This window comes from Niallia sp. 03133 (genome assembly GCF_052663225.1).
This window is the reverse complement of the sequence record NZ_JBQTCY010000005.1, coordinates 228,590-244,899: the sequence shown is the minus strand read 5'-3', so window position 1 is coordinate 244,899 and position 16,310 is coordinate 228,590. Positions and strand designations below refer to the sequence as shown.

General features: G+C 36.9%; 13 protein-coding genes and 1 other annotated feature. Of the genes, 4 read left to right on the top strand and 9 right to left on the bottom strand.

The window, feature by feature from the left end:
• Positions 1 to 98: 98 nt before the first annotated feature.
• The 4 genes from ACTYBU_RS09345 to ACTYBU_RS09330 form a co-directional block, all read right to left on the bottom strand.
• Positions 99 to 326: a 4Fe-4S domain-containing protein gene (locus ACTYBU_RS09345; protein WP_445489131.1), complete on the bottom strand. Its 228-nt coding sequence runs from the start codon at positions 324 to 326 to the stop codon at positions 99 to 101.
• Between the two features lie 644 nt (positions 327 to 970).
• Complete coding sequence (locus tag ACTYBU_RS09340; RefSeq protein WP_445489130.1) at positions 971 to 1,825, bottom strand: hypothetical protein; 855 nt, start codon at positions 1,823 to 1,825, stop codon at positions 971 to 973.
• A gap of 240 nt (positions 1,826 to 2,065) precedes the next feature.
• Positions 2,066 to 3,049 carry a GMP reductase gene (gene guaC, locus ACTYBU_RS09335; protein WP_445489129.1) on the bottom strand — a complete coding sequence of 328 codons (984 nt, stop codon included), beginning with the start codon at positions 3,047 to 3,049 and terminating at the stop codon, positions 2,066 to 2,068.
• 181 nt (positions 3,050 to 3,230) lie between these two features.
• Complete coding sequence (locus ACTYBU_RS09330) at positions 3,231 to 3,770, bottom strand: PadR family transcriptional regulator (RefSeq protein ID WP_445489127.1); 540 nt, start codon at positions 3,768 to 3,770, stop codon at positions 3,231 to 3,233.
• A 174-nt stretch (positions 3,771 to 3,944) separates the two neighbouring features.
• On the opposite strand from ACTYBU_RS09330, the gene ACTYBU_RS09325 reads away from it, so the two are divergent.
• Complete coding sequence (locus ACTYBU_RS09325; RefSeq protein ID WP_445489125.1) at positions 3,945 to 5,159, top strand: alpha/beta hydrolase family protein; 1,215 nt, start codon at positions 3,945 to 3,947, stop codon at positions 5,157 to 5,159.
• A 230-nt stretch (positions 5,160 to 5,389) separates the two neighbouring features.
• Positions 5,390 to 6,061, top strand: a complete 672-nt coding sequence (locus ACTYBU_RS09320; protein ID WP_445489123.1) for a YdeI/OmpD-associated family protein — start codon at positions 5,390 to 5,392, stop codon at positions 6,059 to 6,061.
• Between the two features lie 295 nt (positions 6,062 to 6,356).
• Here the strand turns inward: ACTYBU_RS09320 and ACTYBU_RS09315 are convergent, their stop codons facing one another.
• Together ACTYBU_RS09315 and ACTYBU_RS09310 are read right to left on the bottom strand one after the other, a co-directional pair.
• Positions 6,357 to 7,022: a class D sortase gene (locus ACTYBU_RS09315; protein ID WP_445489121.1), complete on the bottom strand. Its 666-nt coding sequence runs from the start codon at positions 7,020 to 7,022 to the stop codon at positions 6,357 to 6,359.
• Positions 7,023 to 7,025: 3 nt separating this feature from the next.
• Positions 7,026 to 8,198 (bottom strand): processed acidic surface protein, encoded by a 1,173-nt coding sequence (locus ACTYBU_RS09310; RefSeq protein ID WP_445489120.1) that lies wholly within the window; start codon positions 8,196 to 8,198, stop codon positions 7,026 to 7,028.
• Between the two features lie 216 nt (positions 8,199 to 8,414).
• Positions 8,415 to 8,680, top strand: a binding site (T-box leader).
• 62 nt (positions 8,681 to 8,742) lie between these two features.
• Here ACTYBU_RS09310 and ACTYBU_RS09305 point away from each other — a divergent pair.
• Complete coding sequence (locus ACTYBU_RS09305; RefSeq protein ID WP_445489118.1) at positions 8,743 to 9,600, top strand: SAM hydrolase/SAM-dependent halogenase family protein; 858 nt, start codon at positions 8,743 to 8,745, stop codon at positions 9,598 to 9,600.
• A 130-nt stretch (positions 9,601 to 9,730) separates the two neighbouring features.
• On the opposite strand, the gene ACTYBU_RS09300 is transcribed toward ACTYBU_RS09305, so the two are convergent.
• Positions 9,731 to 10,336: an SIMPL domain-containing protein gene (locus tag ACTYBU_RS09300; protein ID WP_445489116.1), complete on the bottom strand. Its 606-nt coding sequence runs from the start codon at positions 10,334 to 10,336 to the stop codon at positions 9,731 to 9,733.
• Positions 10,337 to 10,630: 294 nt separating this feature from the next.
• On the opposite strand from ACTYBU_RS09300, the gene ACTYBU_RS09295 reads away from it, so the two are divergent.
• Positions 10,631 to 11,638 (top strand): YeiH family protein, encoded by a 1,008-nt coding sequence (locus ACTYBU_RS09295; RefSeq protein ID WP_445489282.1) that lies wholly within the window; start codon positions 10,631 to 10,633, stop codon positions 11,636 to 11,638.
• Between the two features lie 200 nt (positions 11,639 to 11,838).
• Here the strand turns inward: ACTYBU_RS09295 and ACTYBU_RS09290 are convergent, their stop codons facing one another.
• Positions 11,839 to 13,845, bottom strand: coding sequence for a catalase (locus ACTYBU_RS09290; RefSeq protein ID WP_445489115.1), 2,007 nt, complete (start codon positions 13,843 to 13,845; stop codon positions 11,839 to 11,841).
• A 487-nt stretch (positions 13,846 to 14,332) separates the two neighbouring features.
• Positions 14,333 to 15,760, bottom strand: a complete 1,428-nt coding sequence (locus tag ACTYBU_RS09285; RefSeq protein WP_445489113.1) for an NAD(P)-binding domain-containing protein — start codon at positions 15,758 to 15,760, stop codon at positions 14,333 to 14,335.
• Positions 15,761 to 16,310 lie beyond the last annotated feature (550 nt).

Here is a 16,310-nt window from a genome sequence, read left to right as displayed (position 1 = left end):
ATGAGGGTATCTAATTAATCGAGTGAATGATAATTAGATACCCTAGTTTATTAAAAAAACATTCTTTATTATGCCCCGCATTCCTTTGGAATAGTGAATTATAAGAAGGGCTTATCCTTTATTTTAATGGATTGTGCTGGACAGCTGTCTTGAGCTTCCATTAAATCCTCGAGCATATCTTCCTCTACTATTACAGTGCCAGTATTGCTATCCAACAGTACTTCCGCAATTCCATCATCATCAAAATCAAAGATGTCTGGGGCAATTGCACCGCATGCTGCGCAAGCAATACAAGTGCTTTTTTCCACTATTGTAAATTTAACCATTAAACATCATCCCTCTTTCACAATAAGGTATATCCTAATAGTAAACGCTAATAATGTGGATTCTTCTAACTAAATGTGACCATTTTTTAACAATTTTTGAACGGTGAAAGTAGTAGTATTCTTTTTAACTCAAAGTTCGCAGTTATCCCACTCTTAACGGACAGTAAGACCCCCACCTCGGGGATGCTGAGAAATCGAGGAAGCTAGGTGTTGAAACTTGCCCGTAAAGGTCCGATAAGTTCAACTAACCATCAGTGGGGGATGAAGAAAACCCCCACTGATGGAAAGGTTCACTTTATAAATTCCTTTTCACGCCTTGAGACAACTTGGTTTGGAGCAATAGAAAAGGAATGTTGCTTTTAAAATATCATCTTTCAACGTTAATCTACCAACAGATGAAACCTGAGTCTGTCTTCTAAAAGATGGTTGTTTTTACCTGGTACAGCGAAAGCAACCACCCTATTTAAAAGCAATAAAGTTTGAAAAAATACCCAAATAGAAAAAATTAACTCTACTATTGTTTTGTAGTAATACCTTGTTATAACAAGCTGTCTCTTCATCACTCTCTTTGCGAAGTTTGAGTTTTTAATAAGAACATGTTTTTTCATACGAAATAAGCAGGACGCTTGGACATCTATAGTTTCTTATTCAAAAAGGAAGTATCTTTTCGCTTTATGTGGATAGACCCCATCTGCTTCATGTAAGCTCCAAAACAAATCATCCGGTTTTCTTCCAATCGTACCGTGTAAAATCAATCCAGGTGCTGTTACATGAAGAGGCAGCCCTTTTGTATTATACATTCGATTTGAACCGAGATCAGTTAAAACAACTGTGTCTCCAATGATGCTAGTTATTTCAAATAAACTTTCTTCTGTATTGGCAAATTCGCAAAATTCTTCTTCCATTTTATCTAAGTCTTTATTAATATCCCAACCCTCTTGATGGATTTTAGGGAAGTTGATTTGGAAAAGGGCGTTTAGCAATTGTTCGCAACCTATCAGATCGTTTAATGCGTCTTTATAGTTGCTTATTGTCTTAAAAAAGGAAGTATTTGCACGGAAATCAAGCCAGAAGCAAAATTTTTTTAATTCCATCAGAAATTTTTCTGTTTCTTTTTTTTCTGGAGATAGTTTGATAGAAAGAGGGAAGTAGAGATAAATCAGCTTTTCCCAAAAGGGGGATTTGCAGGTTTCCCAAGAGGATGGAACCTTGTCTTCTAAATAATCAGTCATGTACTTGGAGAAAATACGGAGAAACTCATTACAGTCTGGATCCGACAAATACTCACGCTTATAATCAATTAAATCATCTCCATAAAATTCAAATAGAGCTCGAAACCGCATATTAAAATGAGAACTAATTTCTATTTTCTTTAAGAATTTTTTACGATCTAATGGATTTTCAATCGGATGAAGTATAACTTTAGTTTGGGAGGTATTTTCGCAGCAAATTTCTTGTGGTTTTCCGCTGCCGCATAAACAATAAGAATAATTTTTCATAAAACAAATCAACCTGCTTTCTATTTAATTTGCGAAACGAGAAAAAAATAATAGTTTACCCGAGGACGAGGGGTAATTTAAGGAATTATTCGTATTATACAAGGTATAACAGAACGTGTCACTATCAAAACGTGTTAATATTTTGAATATTATGTGAATTTTACTGAATAAAGGATGAGCAAGCATTAGTGAGAATTGCTTGCTCATCCTTTGAGATAAGCTGCTGTATTTGCTTTGCTTTTAATAAACTTTGTCGCCATTAAAGATGGAGTTTTTTACAACAACATAATCTACATTGCGGATGGATTCCAGTTTGTTTCCGCCAGCATAAGAGATTGAGGATTGAAGATCTTGCTCCATTTCTGTCAATGTATCTTGGAGAGAACCTTTGTGTTCAACAAACATTTTTTTGCCTTCCACATTTTTCTTTTCCCCTTTTTGGAATTCAGAAGCGGAGCCAAAATATTCTTTGAAGAGCTTTCCTTCTTTTTCAAATGTTTCTCCTGGTGATTCCTCATGACCTGCAAATAAGGAGCCAATCATGACCATCGAGGCACCAAATCGAACAGATTTGGCAATATCTCCATTAGTGCGAATCCCTCCGTCTGCAATAATTGGTTTGCTTGCTGCTTTGGAACACCAACGAAGAGCGGCTAATTGCCAACCACCAGTTCCAAATCCTGTTTTAATCTTGGTAATACAAACTTTCCCTGGTCCAATGCCCACTTTTGTTGCATCTGCACCAGCATTTTCTAATTCTCTTACTGCTTCTGGCGTGCCAACATTTCCTGCGATAACAAAACTTTTTGGAAGATGTTTTTTTATATGTTTAATCATTTCAATCACAGCATTGGAATGTCCATGTGCGATATCGATTGTAATATAATCTGGAATAAGATTCTCAGCTGCTAATTGATCGATAAATCCGTACTCATCTTCTTTAACGCCGACACTTATAGATACAATTAACCCTCTTGATTGCATATCTTGAATAAAAGAGACCCTTTGTTCAGGATAAAAGCGATGCATAATATAAAAGTAGCCATTTTCCGCTAAATAAACAGCGATCTTTTCATCTATAATTGTTTGCATATTTGCAGGTACAACAGGCAATTTAAATGTATGAGCTCCTAATGTTACTTTTGTATCACATTCAGAACGACTATTAACAATGCATTTTGCAGGAATTAATTGAATATCTTCATAATCAAATACATTTTCCATGTATTACACCCCTAAACACGAATATTAAAAACTTTTTATATAAAAATGTTCGACCCTTTGGTAATGTACATCATTTTTATCAGTATGTCAAAGTTTTTACTATTTATGTATAAAACTGGTCGGAAACACTTCATAAAAAAAAGGATTAATGCCAGCTGAATAGCAGTCATTAATCCTTTTTTTAACATGAATGAATAAATTTTTCACACCATTCAATATATAAGCGCTCATATTGAATGCCAAATTCCACAACAGCAATGCTGGAAGTAATGGGGTCCTTTGGATTGGCTGGATCTTGCATCCCTTTTAATTCAGCTGCTTTATCTAAATAGACTGATAACTTTTCTTCATGCATTTTTTTTCTTTCGACCAGCCTTTTTTTCATATCCTCCGGTTCTATCAGCCATGAATTATATGCTTTAAGTAAAAATTCATCTTTCATTTGTTGAGGTTCTGACGGGGCCATTGTCCACTCTATTAATTTTTCTTTGCCAACTTCTGTGATTTCATAGACTTTTCGTGCGGGCCGATAGTCATGCTGTTCTACACCTTGAATTTTTACTAATCCCTCTTTATCCATTTTTGCTAATTCAGGATAAACTTGGTTGCTTCCTATTTTCCAGAATGGTCCCATTCGGTTGTTCATTTGTTGTTTAATATCATATCCGCTTAACGGTTCTCTCGCTAATAAAGTAAGCATAGCATAACGATTTGCACTCATATAAATTACTCCTCTTGCTAAATATAGGTTCATATTAATATATATTTTTTTGTGATTTTTATCAAGTTAATAAAAATATAGGTTAAATTTAACTTATATTTTTATTGATAAACAAAAATATATATGTTATTTTTTACTTAGGTTAAAATTAACATATGAAAAGAGGTTTTGTTTATGAATTTAATTTTTAAGGATCACACTTTTTCTTTTGAATTATTACGTACTTTAAGCTATGCACCATACGGTGGAGCAGATATCAGTGAATGTCTGTCTACTGCTTATCGGATAAAAGAAGGGGATTTTGAAAGCTGGTATGAAGAATGGTACAAGACAGCAGAGAGAATTCATGGTTTAGCAGTTGACAGTTTAGAGCGAAATAATCGGATAAGTGCTCGTGAGTTTTTTATGAGAGCTTCAAATTACTATAGAACAGCAGAGTTTTTTCTTCATGGGAATCGGCATGACCCACGAATTATGGAAACATGGGGAAAAAGCAGAAGTGCATTTTGCCATGCAATAAATTTAATGGATATAATGGTGGAAGAAGTGAAAATTCCTTATGAAGGGACATATTTGCCTGGTTATTTTTATAGAATAGATGATACTCCAAGACCTACGCTGCTTGTTCATGGAGGGTTCGATTCTACTGGGGAAGAATTATATTTTGAAGTAGCATCTGCTGCAGTGCAGCGTGGATATAATAGCCTTGTCTTTGAAGGCCCAGGCCAAGGTGCAGTTATAAGGGAGCAAAATATCCCCTTTAGGCATGATTGGGAGAAGGTGGTAACACCAGCAGTGGATTTTTTGTTTGCTCGTCCTGAGGTGGATTCAAGTCGAATTGCTCTAATGGGTATAAGTCTTGGAGGCTGTTTAGCACCTCGTGCAGCTGCATTTGAACATCGATTGGCGGCATGCATTGCAAATGATGGATTATTTGAGAATCAGTTTAGTGGAATGGGTCGCAAGCTGCATCAAGGTAGAGAGGGAAATTTAGATGATCCTGAATACATGAACAACTTTATACAATTTCTAATGGAAAAAAGTACAAACGTCCGCTGGGCTATAGAAAATGGAATGTTTACGTATAATGCGGAATCCATCACCGAACTTATTGAAAAAACAGAGCTTGTTACATTAGAAGGAGTCGCAGATAAAATTAAATGCCCTGTGCTGGTATGTGAAGCAGAAGCCGATCACTTCTTTGCAGGGCAGCCGCAAAAGCTTTATGATGCATTGACATGTCCTAAAACCTATTTGCTTTTTACAGAAGAAGAAGGTGCAGAAGAACATTGTCATTTTGGTGCCCTACAATATTTTAACTACCGCATTTTTGAGTGGTTGGATAAAACAATGGGTGTAAAGAATGGGACATTGCAGCATTCTAAATAAAGAAAGACGTAGGAGTAGAATATAGTTGTATAAAAGTTCGAATGATCGACATTTGTCTGACCATTTGAACTTTTTTATTTCTTAGACAAAAAAGCATCAAAGCAAACTTATTGAGCTGTTTCCTTCATGGAAGCGAACGTCTATAAAAATCACAAAATATTGCTAACTTAAAGTGGAAGCTCTACACTGAAAGAAGGCGTGATCATAATAAACAATGGGTGGTAATATTAATGGTTAAAACTATTGTAGAAAAATTAAATTTGCGGAAATATGAAAAAGTGGCAGTGCTGAATTTGCCAGAAGGTGCTTCATATTTAGAAGAAATTGCAAATTATGATACAAAGCTAGACGACGATGCTTATGACCTTATTTTTGCTTTTGTATTAGATATGGACACTTTAAAGGAACTAATAAACAAGGTAATTAAAAAAAGCTATCTCAATAAAAACGGTTATTTATTTGCAGCCTATCCAAAAAAGGGGAATAAATTGTATTCCACTTTTATTCACCGCGATGATTTATTTGATGGCTTAGGTGCAGGCGAAGATGGCTATATTGGAACAAGTAATATTAAATTTGCGAGGATGGTGGGACTCGATGATGTTTTTACTGTTGTCGGTTTTAAAGAAGACAAGGCTGGCAAAAATAAAAAATCTTCTAAAGCAAGTCAATGTGTAGATGATTACATAGAATTTATTACTCAGATAGAAGAAGATTTACAGGATAATCATACTTTACTGGCATTCTATCAATCCCTTACATCAGGATACCGTAAAGATTGGGCTCGATATGTGTATAGTGCGAAACAAGAAGAGACAAAAGCAAAGAGACGTGAGGAAATGAAAATGATATTAGGAAAAGGATATAAAAGTCGAGATCTGTATCGAAGAGATAATCGATAAAGTAAACTTCCAGCAGTGGGGGTTTTTCCTCATCCCCCACTGCTGGTTAGTTGCACTTATCGGACCTTTACGGCGAGTTTCAACACCTAGCTTCTTCGATTTCTCGGCATCTTGAGGTGGGGGTCTTACTGCCCGTTAAGAGTGGGATAAAGCTGGTTTAGAATAAAGATTCTTGATTTTCTTCTGTTGGAGTGAAAAAAAGTATCCCTAATTTAAATGGGACACTTTTTTAACAATTAATCATGTATGAGGCGAAGTAAAAAGGAGAGAGGTACTCTCCTAATAAGCATATGTCTTAAGCTTCTGCTAATTTCGAAGAAATTAAGTCTGCCACAAGGATATACCGTCTTGGAGCATCTCCTATATATTTAAACGGGTAGCATGTCGAGACGGTTAATGTTGCTTTTGGTTTTGGGACGATTACTGTTCGATCGTCTTTGTCAACTATCCGCACTTTTTTTACTTTATACGTAAATTCTCCGGCAGACGTTCTAACCGTTAGAACGTCTCCTTTTCCGATTTCCCCAAGTTTGCGAAACACAGTATCTCGATGGCCAGACAATACGGTATTATCTTTTTCTCCTGGCAAAACGCTCCCTGCAAAATGGCCAACTCCTTTTTCCAGTTCTTCTTCATCTGTACCATGGAATATAGGAAGTCGTGCATCTAGCTTTGGAATAATAAGCTCTCCCATATTCTCTCCTTTTTTTGGAAGAGTCGAATATATAGAGGATTGCGTTATTGGTTCTTTTTTCTTTGTCTCTAATTGCTCTTTCGGTTGCTCTATTTTTGCATCTGCTTGTACTTGCCCTGTTTTAAAAAGGAAATAGCCCTTTAAAAAAGTATAGGCGTTAGTACCGCTAAACCAAAGCCCAAACAAAATAATGGCAGTAGGTAAAGAAAGAAGAAGCAAACGGCTTCTCCTTTTGCTTCTTGCAGTGTTTTTAGCTGCACTTCTCATTTGTTACATCCCTTTAGCACGAACACGGCGAAACAGGATAGTACCAGCCACAATAAAAGCTAGTCCAATTAAAGTGTTCTGCATGTAATCGGAAGCGGTATTTGGAAGTTTGCCGCCTTTAACTGTTTTTACAACAGTTTTTGCTTTCACAGGCGTTTTTGCTATGGTTTTCTCTACTGATTTTATATCATTTCCAGTTTCCTTAATTAACTCGGAACCAAACATATCTGCAGTTAATAATACATCTGCAAGGAATTCTCCTTGTTTAGTATATATTTCAATCAGCAGGTCATCGCCCTTAGTCGTTTTCATTGTCATTAAGGAGTCAAAGCTTAGTAGTTTTTTTTCTCCATCATGTACAAGGTAGTATTTTGTATTTATTTCGAAAAGATTTAGCATGCTGTTTGAAATATCTAGAAGTTCGGCAATTTGTTCAGCAGAAAGGTCATCAGCAGAATCAAAGTTTTCGAATGCCGTCATTCGATCGCCAAGTGCTGTTAACTTGTCTAAAAAAGCAGAATCTTCCCCATCAATTGTTTCCAGATGAGCAAATAATTTTTCAAGCTCTTCATCTGTCAGCTGGACAGCATTTAGTAGTTTATCCATTTCTGCGTCGATATTTGCACCGCCGTTTTGGTAATAATCCACGGTAAGCTCAAGGTCTTCTATATATTCATAGTTTTCAATTGAATCATCATATTTTTGTAAAAACTTTTCAAGTTCCTCTTTCGATTTGAAGCCATATTGATTTAAAAGCTCCTGAAGGCTGCTTTCTTCAATTGGAGTACCTTCAGATCCATTTATATAAAAATCGACATAATCATAAAGGTCTTCACTAAAAAGGATGCTGGAACCTTCTAGGACATCTTGTCCTTTTTCTATATCACCGTTTTCGATAAGAAGTGCATTTAGCTCTTCCCGGCTTAATTCAAAATCCTGAAGTACTGGCTGAATAGATTCTTCTGTAAGTGGGGTTCCTAGTTCATCAGTGGATTCAAAGTCATCCAAATACCAATCCTTGCTTTCTAAATAATTGATATAATCTTGTTTTTCCCAGCCGATATCTTCTAAAAATGCTTCCAATTCTTTGTCATCAGATTCCATAGCAGAAGCTGCAGCAGGCAATAAACCAAAACCAATGATTACAGCAGACAATAAATATAATAAACGTTTCATCGTTTCCCCCTAGACTCTATTAATATATATGTTCCAGAATATTATAAGTGTAAAAAATAGATTTAGAAACAAAAATATTTTTCTGAAAAATTAATTTTCATATTAACAAATAGGAGACTTTGGAAGAATGCTAATAAATAAATCAGAAAATTTTTAGTATTGACATAATAATAGGAGCATGGCATGATTAGTGGAAAGATTTGCTAGAAAATATAAAAAGAGACGAAGAAAAGAAGAGTACACTCGAAATGAAGCTTAACAGAGAGCCTGGATAGGTGAAAGCAGGCAGTGGATAGTAGAGCTGGAAGATGGTCTTGGAGTCGAGCGGTTGAAGTAAATAGTTATCTATTTTTTAAATCGCTACGGAAGCACCCGTTACCCGTGCAGCAGTATGACGAGAAATATCTCAAGTACTGGCAGAGGCATAAATAGTAATATTTATGCGAATAAAGGTGGTAACGCGTTAATAACACGCCCTTTTACGAGTCTAATAGGAGATTTGTAAAGGGGCGTTTTTTTATTTTAAAGGAGTGAAGAGAGAATAATGAGTAAGTATTTAGTTTTGCAAACGGATTTTGGGCTTTCAGATGGGGCTGTCAGTGCGATGCATGGTGTTGCATATACAGTAAGCAATGAGATTGTTGTACAAGATTTAACCCATGATATTCCGCCATATGATATCTGGGCAGCATCGTACCGGCTGTTACAAACGGTTTCCTATTGGCCAAAGGGTACGGTATTTGTGTCGGTAGTAGACCCGGGAGTTGGGAGTGATCGCCGCAGTATTGTCTGCAAAACAAAATCTGGCCACTTTATTATTACACCAGATAATGGCACATTAACGCATATAGCTCATTTTCAAGGAATCGATGAAGTAAGAGTAATTAATGAAGTGGTGAGCCGCTTGCCACATTCAGAAGAAAGTCATACTTTTCATGGCCGTGACATATATGCATATAACGGAGCAAGATTAGCTTGTGGGGAAGTAAGTTTTAATGAGTTAGGAGAAATTGTTTCATGTGAAACAGTGGAAAAGCTGGAAATTGAAAAATCCAGTATAAAAAATGGCATTATTTCTGGCAATATTGATGTACTTGATATACGCTTTGGATCGCTTTGGACGAATATTCCTCTTTCATTAGTAAAAGAAAATCATATTGTACATGGAGATTATTTACAAGTATCCATTTATCATGGTACAAAAAGGGTGTATCAAAATATTGTGAAATTTTCAAAATCATTTGCTGATGTGAATATTGGAGAACCGTTGGTGTATGTAAACTCCTTAGTAAACATTGGAGTTGCCGTTAATCAGGATTCATTTTCTCGTTTATACCATATTGGCACAGGAATTGATTGGAAAATGGAGCTAAGAAAAGCAGCGAAAATAATATTTGAATAAAAATATAAGAATAGTACGTTTTAGTCAAATGGTCTTAAACTCTGTTTGTGGAGATAATTCGATATTCTTTTTTTGTGACGGGGAAAAGAGGAACAAGCAGGGAGATGAATGTGTATCTACCCTGCTATTGTTATACATAATAGTTAAACTCCAATTCTAATTTTGCTTCAATCGTTATTTGTCCTGGTTCAATAGTAGTAGCAAATTCTGAGCTTGCTAGCTTTTGATAAGGTATGGGTGCTGGTTCTGTTGTTTGCTCGACCATTTTCACTGGGATTGGATCGAGGATTACTTGCATTGATTTTGACAGTGTTTGAGCCTTGGCTATTCCATCCTCAAGTGCAGTTTGCAGTGCTTGCTTATAATATTTATTTTTGTTTTTAACAGTAAAAGTAATAGAGGATATTCTGTTCGCTCCATTTTGCACTGCTGTATCGATCACTTTCCCTGTTTGAGGAAGATTATCTATGGTGATAGAAAGGATATGTGCCACCTGATACCCTTTAAATTGTTGTTTGCCATCCACATAATCATATTGAGGAAATACAGTAAATTCCGCTGTTTGTATATTTTCCTTGGAAATGCCAAGTCCTAATAATGCTTGAATGATTTTCTCAGTAATTTGGGCATTTTCTTGTTGGGCCTGCTGAAGCTCTGACTCCTGTGTTACGACCCCTAAATTCATTTTTACTACATTTGGTTCTAACGACAGAATGCTATTTCCAATCACTGTCATCTTTCGTTTTACCTTATTATTTGTTTCCCTAATCGGAGGATAATACATATTTTTTCCCCACTTTCTCCTATAGTTTACTACTACTTATTTCATGATGAATTTCTTCTGTTTATGTCTATTTTAAGAAAAAGATATACAGCAAGCAAAAATGAAAAGAAATGAGAACGTAATAGATGGAAGTTTAATTATTATAAATATTAATAATTAATATTATTAATATTTATTTTACTAATGATAAGTGTTCTGATAAATTGCTTGTAGAGGAAAATTAAAGGAAGTGCTTAAATAGTGGAAATGGTTTGGGGAAAACAAACTCAATTGGTCTTTATAAAGGGAGTTGGCATTACCGCGCTGATTGCAATAGCAGCAAAATTTTTATCAAAACTTCCATTCTTGTCCATTATGGGACCATTGGTTATAGCGATTATGATAGGGGTTATTTGGCGAGCTGTATGGGGAATTGACGAAAAAATCCAAACAGGTGCATCATTTTCCAGTAAAAAACTTTTACGAATTGGGATCATTCTTTTAGGGATGAGGTTGAATATTGTCGATATCTATCATGCGGGAATAAGCGTAGGAGTTATTGCAGTGATCTGTATGGTATTTTCTTTTTTTATTGTTTATGTTTTAGCAAGGTTTTTTCGGGTGGGAAAAACCCTGAGTATTCTCACAGCTTGTGGGACAGCCATTTGTGGTGCTGCTGCTGTGATTGCGATAGCTCCTCAACTGAAAGCTAAACAGGAGGAAACAGCTGTTGCTGCTGCAGCGGTGGCAATATTAGGGACCGTCTTTACACTGGGATACACCTTTTTGTATGCTATTTTTTCTTTTTCTTCGACAGAATACGGTGTGTTTTCTGGTGCCACGTTGCATGAAGTGGCTCATGTAGTTGCTGCGGCTTCTATTGCTGGTCAAAACGCGTTGGATATAGCGGTTATTGTGAAATTGACTCGTGTTGCATTATTGATTCCTGTAGCGTTAATTATCGGATTTTTAAACAAAAAAAATATAAGGCCTAAAAACAAAATAGGAATGGCTATGAACTCTATACCATGGTTTATCATTGGGTTTCTTGGGATGAGCGCATTTCATTCGACGGGACTTGTTTCAGAATCGCTTGCTCAAGTTATAGTGAATACTGCCTATTTGCTAATGGCTATGGCAATGGCTGGAATTGGATTGCAAGTGGATATTAAAACTTGTTATACATTAGGGAAAAAATCGTTTACAGCTGCCTTAATTGGGAGCTTATGCTTAGCTATTTTAGGATATTTGCTGGTTCTTTTATCCCGCTCTTAACGGGCAGTAAGACCCCTACCTCAAGATGCCGAGAAATCGAGGAAGCTAGGTGTTGAAACTCGCCCGAAAAGATCCGATAAGTGCAACTAACCATCAGTGGGGGATGAGGAAAAACCCCCACTGATGGAAGTTTACTTTATTAAAATGCCCTAATATAAATGCCCTGATACGGAGAAGAATTAGGGCTTAAGTTGTAATACTTATTGTTTTCTCTCCCAAAAACGGCCTTGTGTGATGCCTTCAATAAAATCTGCGATGGTTTTATTGGATAAATCGTAGACGCCAGCTTCTTCTATTTTTACACGACTTTGCGTTAATGATTCTGGTAAAGTAATAGAAATTGCAAGTGGCTTAAAATGTTTATACGTCATTTCGATAAATTCTAATGCAGGAGCTGCTATGGAAGATTCACTGCTTACCAAGATGGCCGCATCAAAAAGACTCGAATCTGCTGTATCATAAGTGTCTGTTACCTGTAGCGTCTCATTTATAGCATGCACTTTTTTATCCACAATACTGTAGTTGACTTTATGCTGTGCTAATGTTTTTAGCCATTTAGTCAAATGTTCAGCATCTGCCTTGCCGTTTAGAAGAATTGCGACAGTTTTTGTATCTGGCTTTCTATTCGTATTCGCCATGCTGAGAGCAGGAGATTTTTTATCGGATTTTACTTCATGGTTTTCTTCTGGCAATACGGCTCCAATAGTATCGGAAACTTCTGCTGCTATTTGGCGGTCGATATGATTTAATACAACAATGGCATTATTTTTAACATTCATTGATTTACATTTTCCCAATTCAAAGCTAAGCGCATCTCTTATGTGCTGCTGTTCATATGGAGCGAGGCTATTATAAAATAACTTGGCTTGTGAGTAAAAGTCTAAGAAGCTTTCACTTCTGCCTCTCACTTTACGGCCGTCCATTTTTTCCTGATAATGCTCATATCCGCCTTTTTCTTTAGGAACTGGTTCTGGCTGATTATTATTTAAGCTATTATTGTGGTAGCTTGTTTGTCCATGATGAATGGACATTTGATGCATTCCGTCTCGTTGATTATTATGGAACGGGCAAACTGGTTTATTAATAGGAATCTGGTGGAAATTAGGTCCGCCTAGTCGTGAAAGCTGTGTATCTGTATAGGAAAATAATCGCCCTTGTAATAGAGGATCATTGGAAAAGTCGATGCCTGGAACAACATGGCCAGGGTGAAATGCAACTTGTTCTGTTTCTGCAAAAAAGTTGTCAACATTGCGGTTTAATGTCATTTTACCGACAATTTTTACGGGTACTTCTTCTTCTGGCCAAAGTTTAGTAGGATCTAAAATATCAAAATCAAATCGAAATTCCTCTTCTTCTGGAATTAACTGCATTCCGAATTCCCACTCTGGATAATCTCCTTTTTCTATTGCTTCATATAAATCTTGCCGAAGAAAATCAGGGTTTTTTCCTGCTGTCTTCTGTGCCTCATCCCAAACTTGTGAATGAATGCCAAGAACTGGCTTCCAATGAAATTTTACAAAATGAGCTTTTCCTTCTGCATTGATCAGTCGGAATGTATGGACACCAAAGCCCTCCATCATCCGCAAGCTCCGTGGAATAGCACGGTCGCTCATCGCCCACATGACCATATGTGCTGTTTCTGGATTTTGTCCGACGAAATCCCAAAAAGTATCATGGGCACTGGCTCCTTGTGGTATTTCATTATGTGGTTCAGGTTTTACGGCATGTACAAAATCAGGGAATTTAATGGCATCTTGAATAAAGAAGACAGGAATATTGTTTCCTACTAAATCGTAATTTCCCTCATCTGTATAAAATTTAGTAGCAAAGCCGCGCACATCGCGAACGGTATCGCTTGATCCCCTGGATCCTTGCACAGTAGAAAAACGTACAAATACAGGTGTTTTTTTCGATGTGTCGTTCAGGAAATCTGCTTTTGTATATTTCTCTAATGATTCATACAGCTCGAATTCACCATGTGCTCCTACACCCCGGGCATGGACAATTCTTTCTGGAATTCGCTCATGGTCAAAATGAGTCATTTTTTCGCGAAAGTGGAAATCCTCCATTAAGGTTGGACCTCTAAGACCAGCCTTTAAAGAGAACTCGTCTTCTGCCATTTTTAGACCTTGATTTGTCGTTAAGGCAGCATTTTTTTCATTATCGATCGTATAGTTTTTTAATTGTTCTGTCTTTTTGTTCGTCATTCAAGAACCTCCTTATTATGATAGTATGTATAAACTAAAAAGCAACTCTTCCCTTCTGTTACCCGGTTTATTGGGAAAAAAACCTATTTTTTTTATTTAGATTTATTATTACGGGTTAACGTTGATATGTATAACAGCTAAATCTTGTCATTGGACTTTTTTGTCAGTGAAGAAAAGAGGGAAAATCGAAAGGAAACGTAAAAATTTCAAGGGAACATGCAAAAAAAAGACAAGCCAAGCAGGCTCGTCTTTTAAGATGGCTGTTTTCTCAAAGTTTGTTGTTTTTTACATAAAAAAAATGGGATAAGAATACTTAGCAGCCTGCATACACGTAGACTCCTGTGGGAATGCGAGAAAGACTCGGGCGCCGCCGCAGGAGCGAATGCGACGAGGAGGCTCGTCGCTCGCTAAACGGACGAAGTGTATGCAGGCTGTGCGTTTAAAAGCAACAATCTATATGAAAACAGCATTTAAGATATACGCAAGATTATGATTTTACTTCTTTCAAAGGCCATTCTCCAGTAAATTCAGGGAGATCATAAGCAAAAAAGTCTTTTAAGTTTTGGTCGCGGTCATCCAGGAAGAGTTCATCTGCTACAGACGCAACAATTTTAGGTATTCCATAGCGCATGCCGGAAAGAGCGGATGCAGCAAGACCACAGCTTATTAAAGCGGAATAATTATAGGCAAATAGACCGTGCAGCAGTTTTTTCCCTTCTTCATCACGACTTACAAAAGCAAATCCAGGACTTAAATAAGGGTGGGCATCAAGTACAGGGTTTGCTATCTCTTCCGGTGCTTGGTAACAGTCAGACCATCTTGCAATATGTGATTCTACGAGCTTAAGCTCAGGTCGTAATCCTGGATCTGTCAGCAATCCTGTGCTAATGATGAGAAAGTCAAACGTAAACGTCCCTTGTGGAGTAGTTACTACAGCTCCATCGTTTGTAGCTTCAACATCAAGCCATGGTGCACCTAAATGAAGATTAAATCCAGGCCAAGATGAAGCTCGATTAAACGTGTCATTAGTAGGCGGTTGATTATGATTAAAGAAATGTCTAATTGCAGCATACTTATCTGCGTCGGATAGTGCAGGGAAACGCTCGATCATCCCAGAAATCTCCATTTGCCGTATAGGATTAATGCGAGGCATTTCTTTGCGGCGCACAAATACATGTGCTTCCCCCACTCCTTCTGACAAAGCAAAATTAGCATTATCGTATGCGGAAGCGCCACCGCCTAAAACGGCAACTTTTTTTCCTTTTAATTTTTCAAAGTCGATTTTTTCAGAAGTGTGTGCATACAGACTGTGTGGTAACTTTTCTGATATCATCGCTGGCACATGCCATTCTCCGCCGCCTTGAATGCCAGTCGCTAATATTACCTTGCGCGCAAGCAAGGTGTCGGATGGAGCTCCATTCCCATTAATATGCAAACGGTGAATACCATCTTCTGTCGGCTCAATTTCATTAAGCGTTACTTCGTTTATAACAGGAAGCTGAAGCACTTTCCGATACCAGCGCAAGTAGTTCATCCAATCGCCTTTAGGAATTTTGTCCACTTCTTCCCAGCCTTCTGCTCCAACTTGTGCTTCCCACCATGAACGAAATGTTAAAGAAGGTACACCAAGATCTATGGAAGTTAACTGCTTAGGAGTACGAAGTGTTACCATGCGTGCATACGTTTCCCATGGTCCTTCTAAGCCTTCCGTATTTTCATCTATTACTAGAATATTAGACACCCGTTCCCGTAAAAGGCCAAAAGCAATGCCTAAACCGCTTTGTCCACCCCCGACAATCACAGCATCATACACATGACCGTCTGGATGATGAAGAGGACGCACCCAATCCGGACCTCCAAAGTTAAGGTAAGCTAGATCTGATTTTACTCTTTCATTTAATGCTTCTAAGCTCATATTTATCCTGTCCTTTCAATCTTAATAAAAATCTCATACCATATTATTCCTAAATTTGTTATACAAATAGTAAATTCCGTTATATCCTGCTATTAAAACAAGATACCTTATATAAAAAACTAATACATTTTTTCTATCTCTTCGTTGATGTGAGCTTTTATCACATAACTCTCCTTGTCCATATATTATCATTTCTATAATATTATTGTATGTTTAATATATCTAAATTTTCACTCAATAATTAGTTATAAGAGCTAGTTTCCTATTTTTGTTCCAAAAAAATGGTCTTATATACTAGTTAAAAAGAGATGTTGGTATATAAAATCAAAATCAAAACTCTTCACAATCACTTGATTAAGGAAAGAAACTGCTGTTAGAATGATAAAGAAGGATCATATATCGTAAACTTACTTGTTTAGTAAGTGTAAAACATAGTCAAATTAATATATAACACAAACTGCAGGCTAATCGAGAACGTTTGTTTTTCGAGGCGAACAGCAAAGAAATGGAGCGTTTGTCGACAGCCTGAGTGGTGAAATTTTGTAGAGTA

What these genes read in the sequence shown, in the direction of transcription:
- ACTYBU_RS09310 (WP_445489120.1), bottom strand. Translation starts at nt 8,198, where the DNA reads ATGAAACGTTTATTATATTTATTGTCTGCTGTAATCATTGGTTTTGGT.
- ACTYBU_RS09345 (WP_445489131.1), bottom strand. Translation starts at nt 326, where the DNA reads ATGGTTAAATTTACAATAGTGGAAAAAAGCACTTGTATTGCTTGCGCA.
- ACTYBU_RS09285 (WP_445489113.1), bottom strand. Translation starts at nt 15,760, where the DNA reads ATGAGCTTAGAAGCATTAAATGAAAGAGTAAAATCAGATCTAGCTTAC.
- ACTYBU_RS09325 (WP_445489125.1), top strand. Translation starts at nt 3,945, where the DNA reads ATGAATTTAATTTTTAAGGATCACACTTTTTCTTTTGAATTATTACGT.
- guaC (WP_445489129.1), bottom strand. Translation starts at nt 3,049, where the DNA reads ATGGAAAATGTATTTGATTATGAAGATATTCAATTAATTCCTGCAAAA.
- ACTYBU_RS09330 (WP_445489127.1), bottom strand. Translation starts at nt 3,770, where the DNA reads ATGAGTGCAAATCGTTATGCTATGCTTACTTTATTAGCGAGAGAACCG.
- ACTYBU_RS09300 (WP_445489116.1), bottom strand. Translation starts at nt 10,336, where the DNA reads ATGACAGTGATTGGAAATAGCATTCTGTCGTTAGAACCAAATGTAGTA.
- ACTYBU_RS09305 (WP_445489118.1), top strand. Translation starts at nt 8,743, where the DNA reads ATGAGTAAGTATTTAGTTTTGCAAACGGATTTTGGGCTTTCAGATGGG.
- ACTYBU_RS09290 (WP_445489115.1), bottom strand. Translation starts at nt 13,845, where the DNA reads ATGACGAACAAAAAGACAGAACAATTAAAAAACTATACGATCGATAAT.
- ACTYBU_RS09320 (WP_445489123.1), top strand. Translation starts at nt 5,390, where the DNA reads ATGGTTAAAACTATTGTAGAAAAATTAAATTTGCGGAAATATGAAAAA.
- ACTYBU_RS09295 (WP_445489282.1), top strand. Translation starts at nt 10,631, where the DNA reads ATGGTTTGGGGAAAACAAACTCAATTGGTCTTTATAAAGGGAGTTGGC.
- ACTYBU_RS09315 (WP_445489121.1), bottom strand. Translation starts at nt 7,022, where the DNA reads ATGAGAAGTGCAGCTAAAAACACTGCAAGAAGCAAAAGGAGAAGCCGT.
- ACTYBU_RS09340 (WP_445489130.1), bottom strand. Translation starts at nt 1,825, where the DNA reads ATGAAAAATTATTCTTATTGTTTATGCGGCAGCGGAAAACCACAAGAA.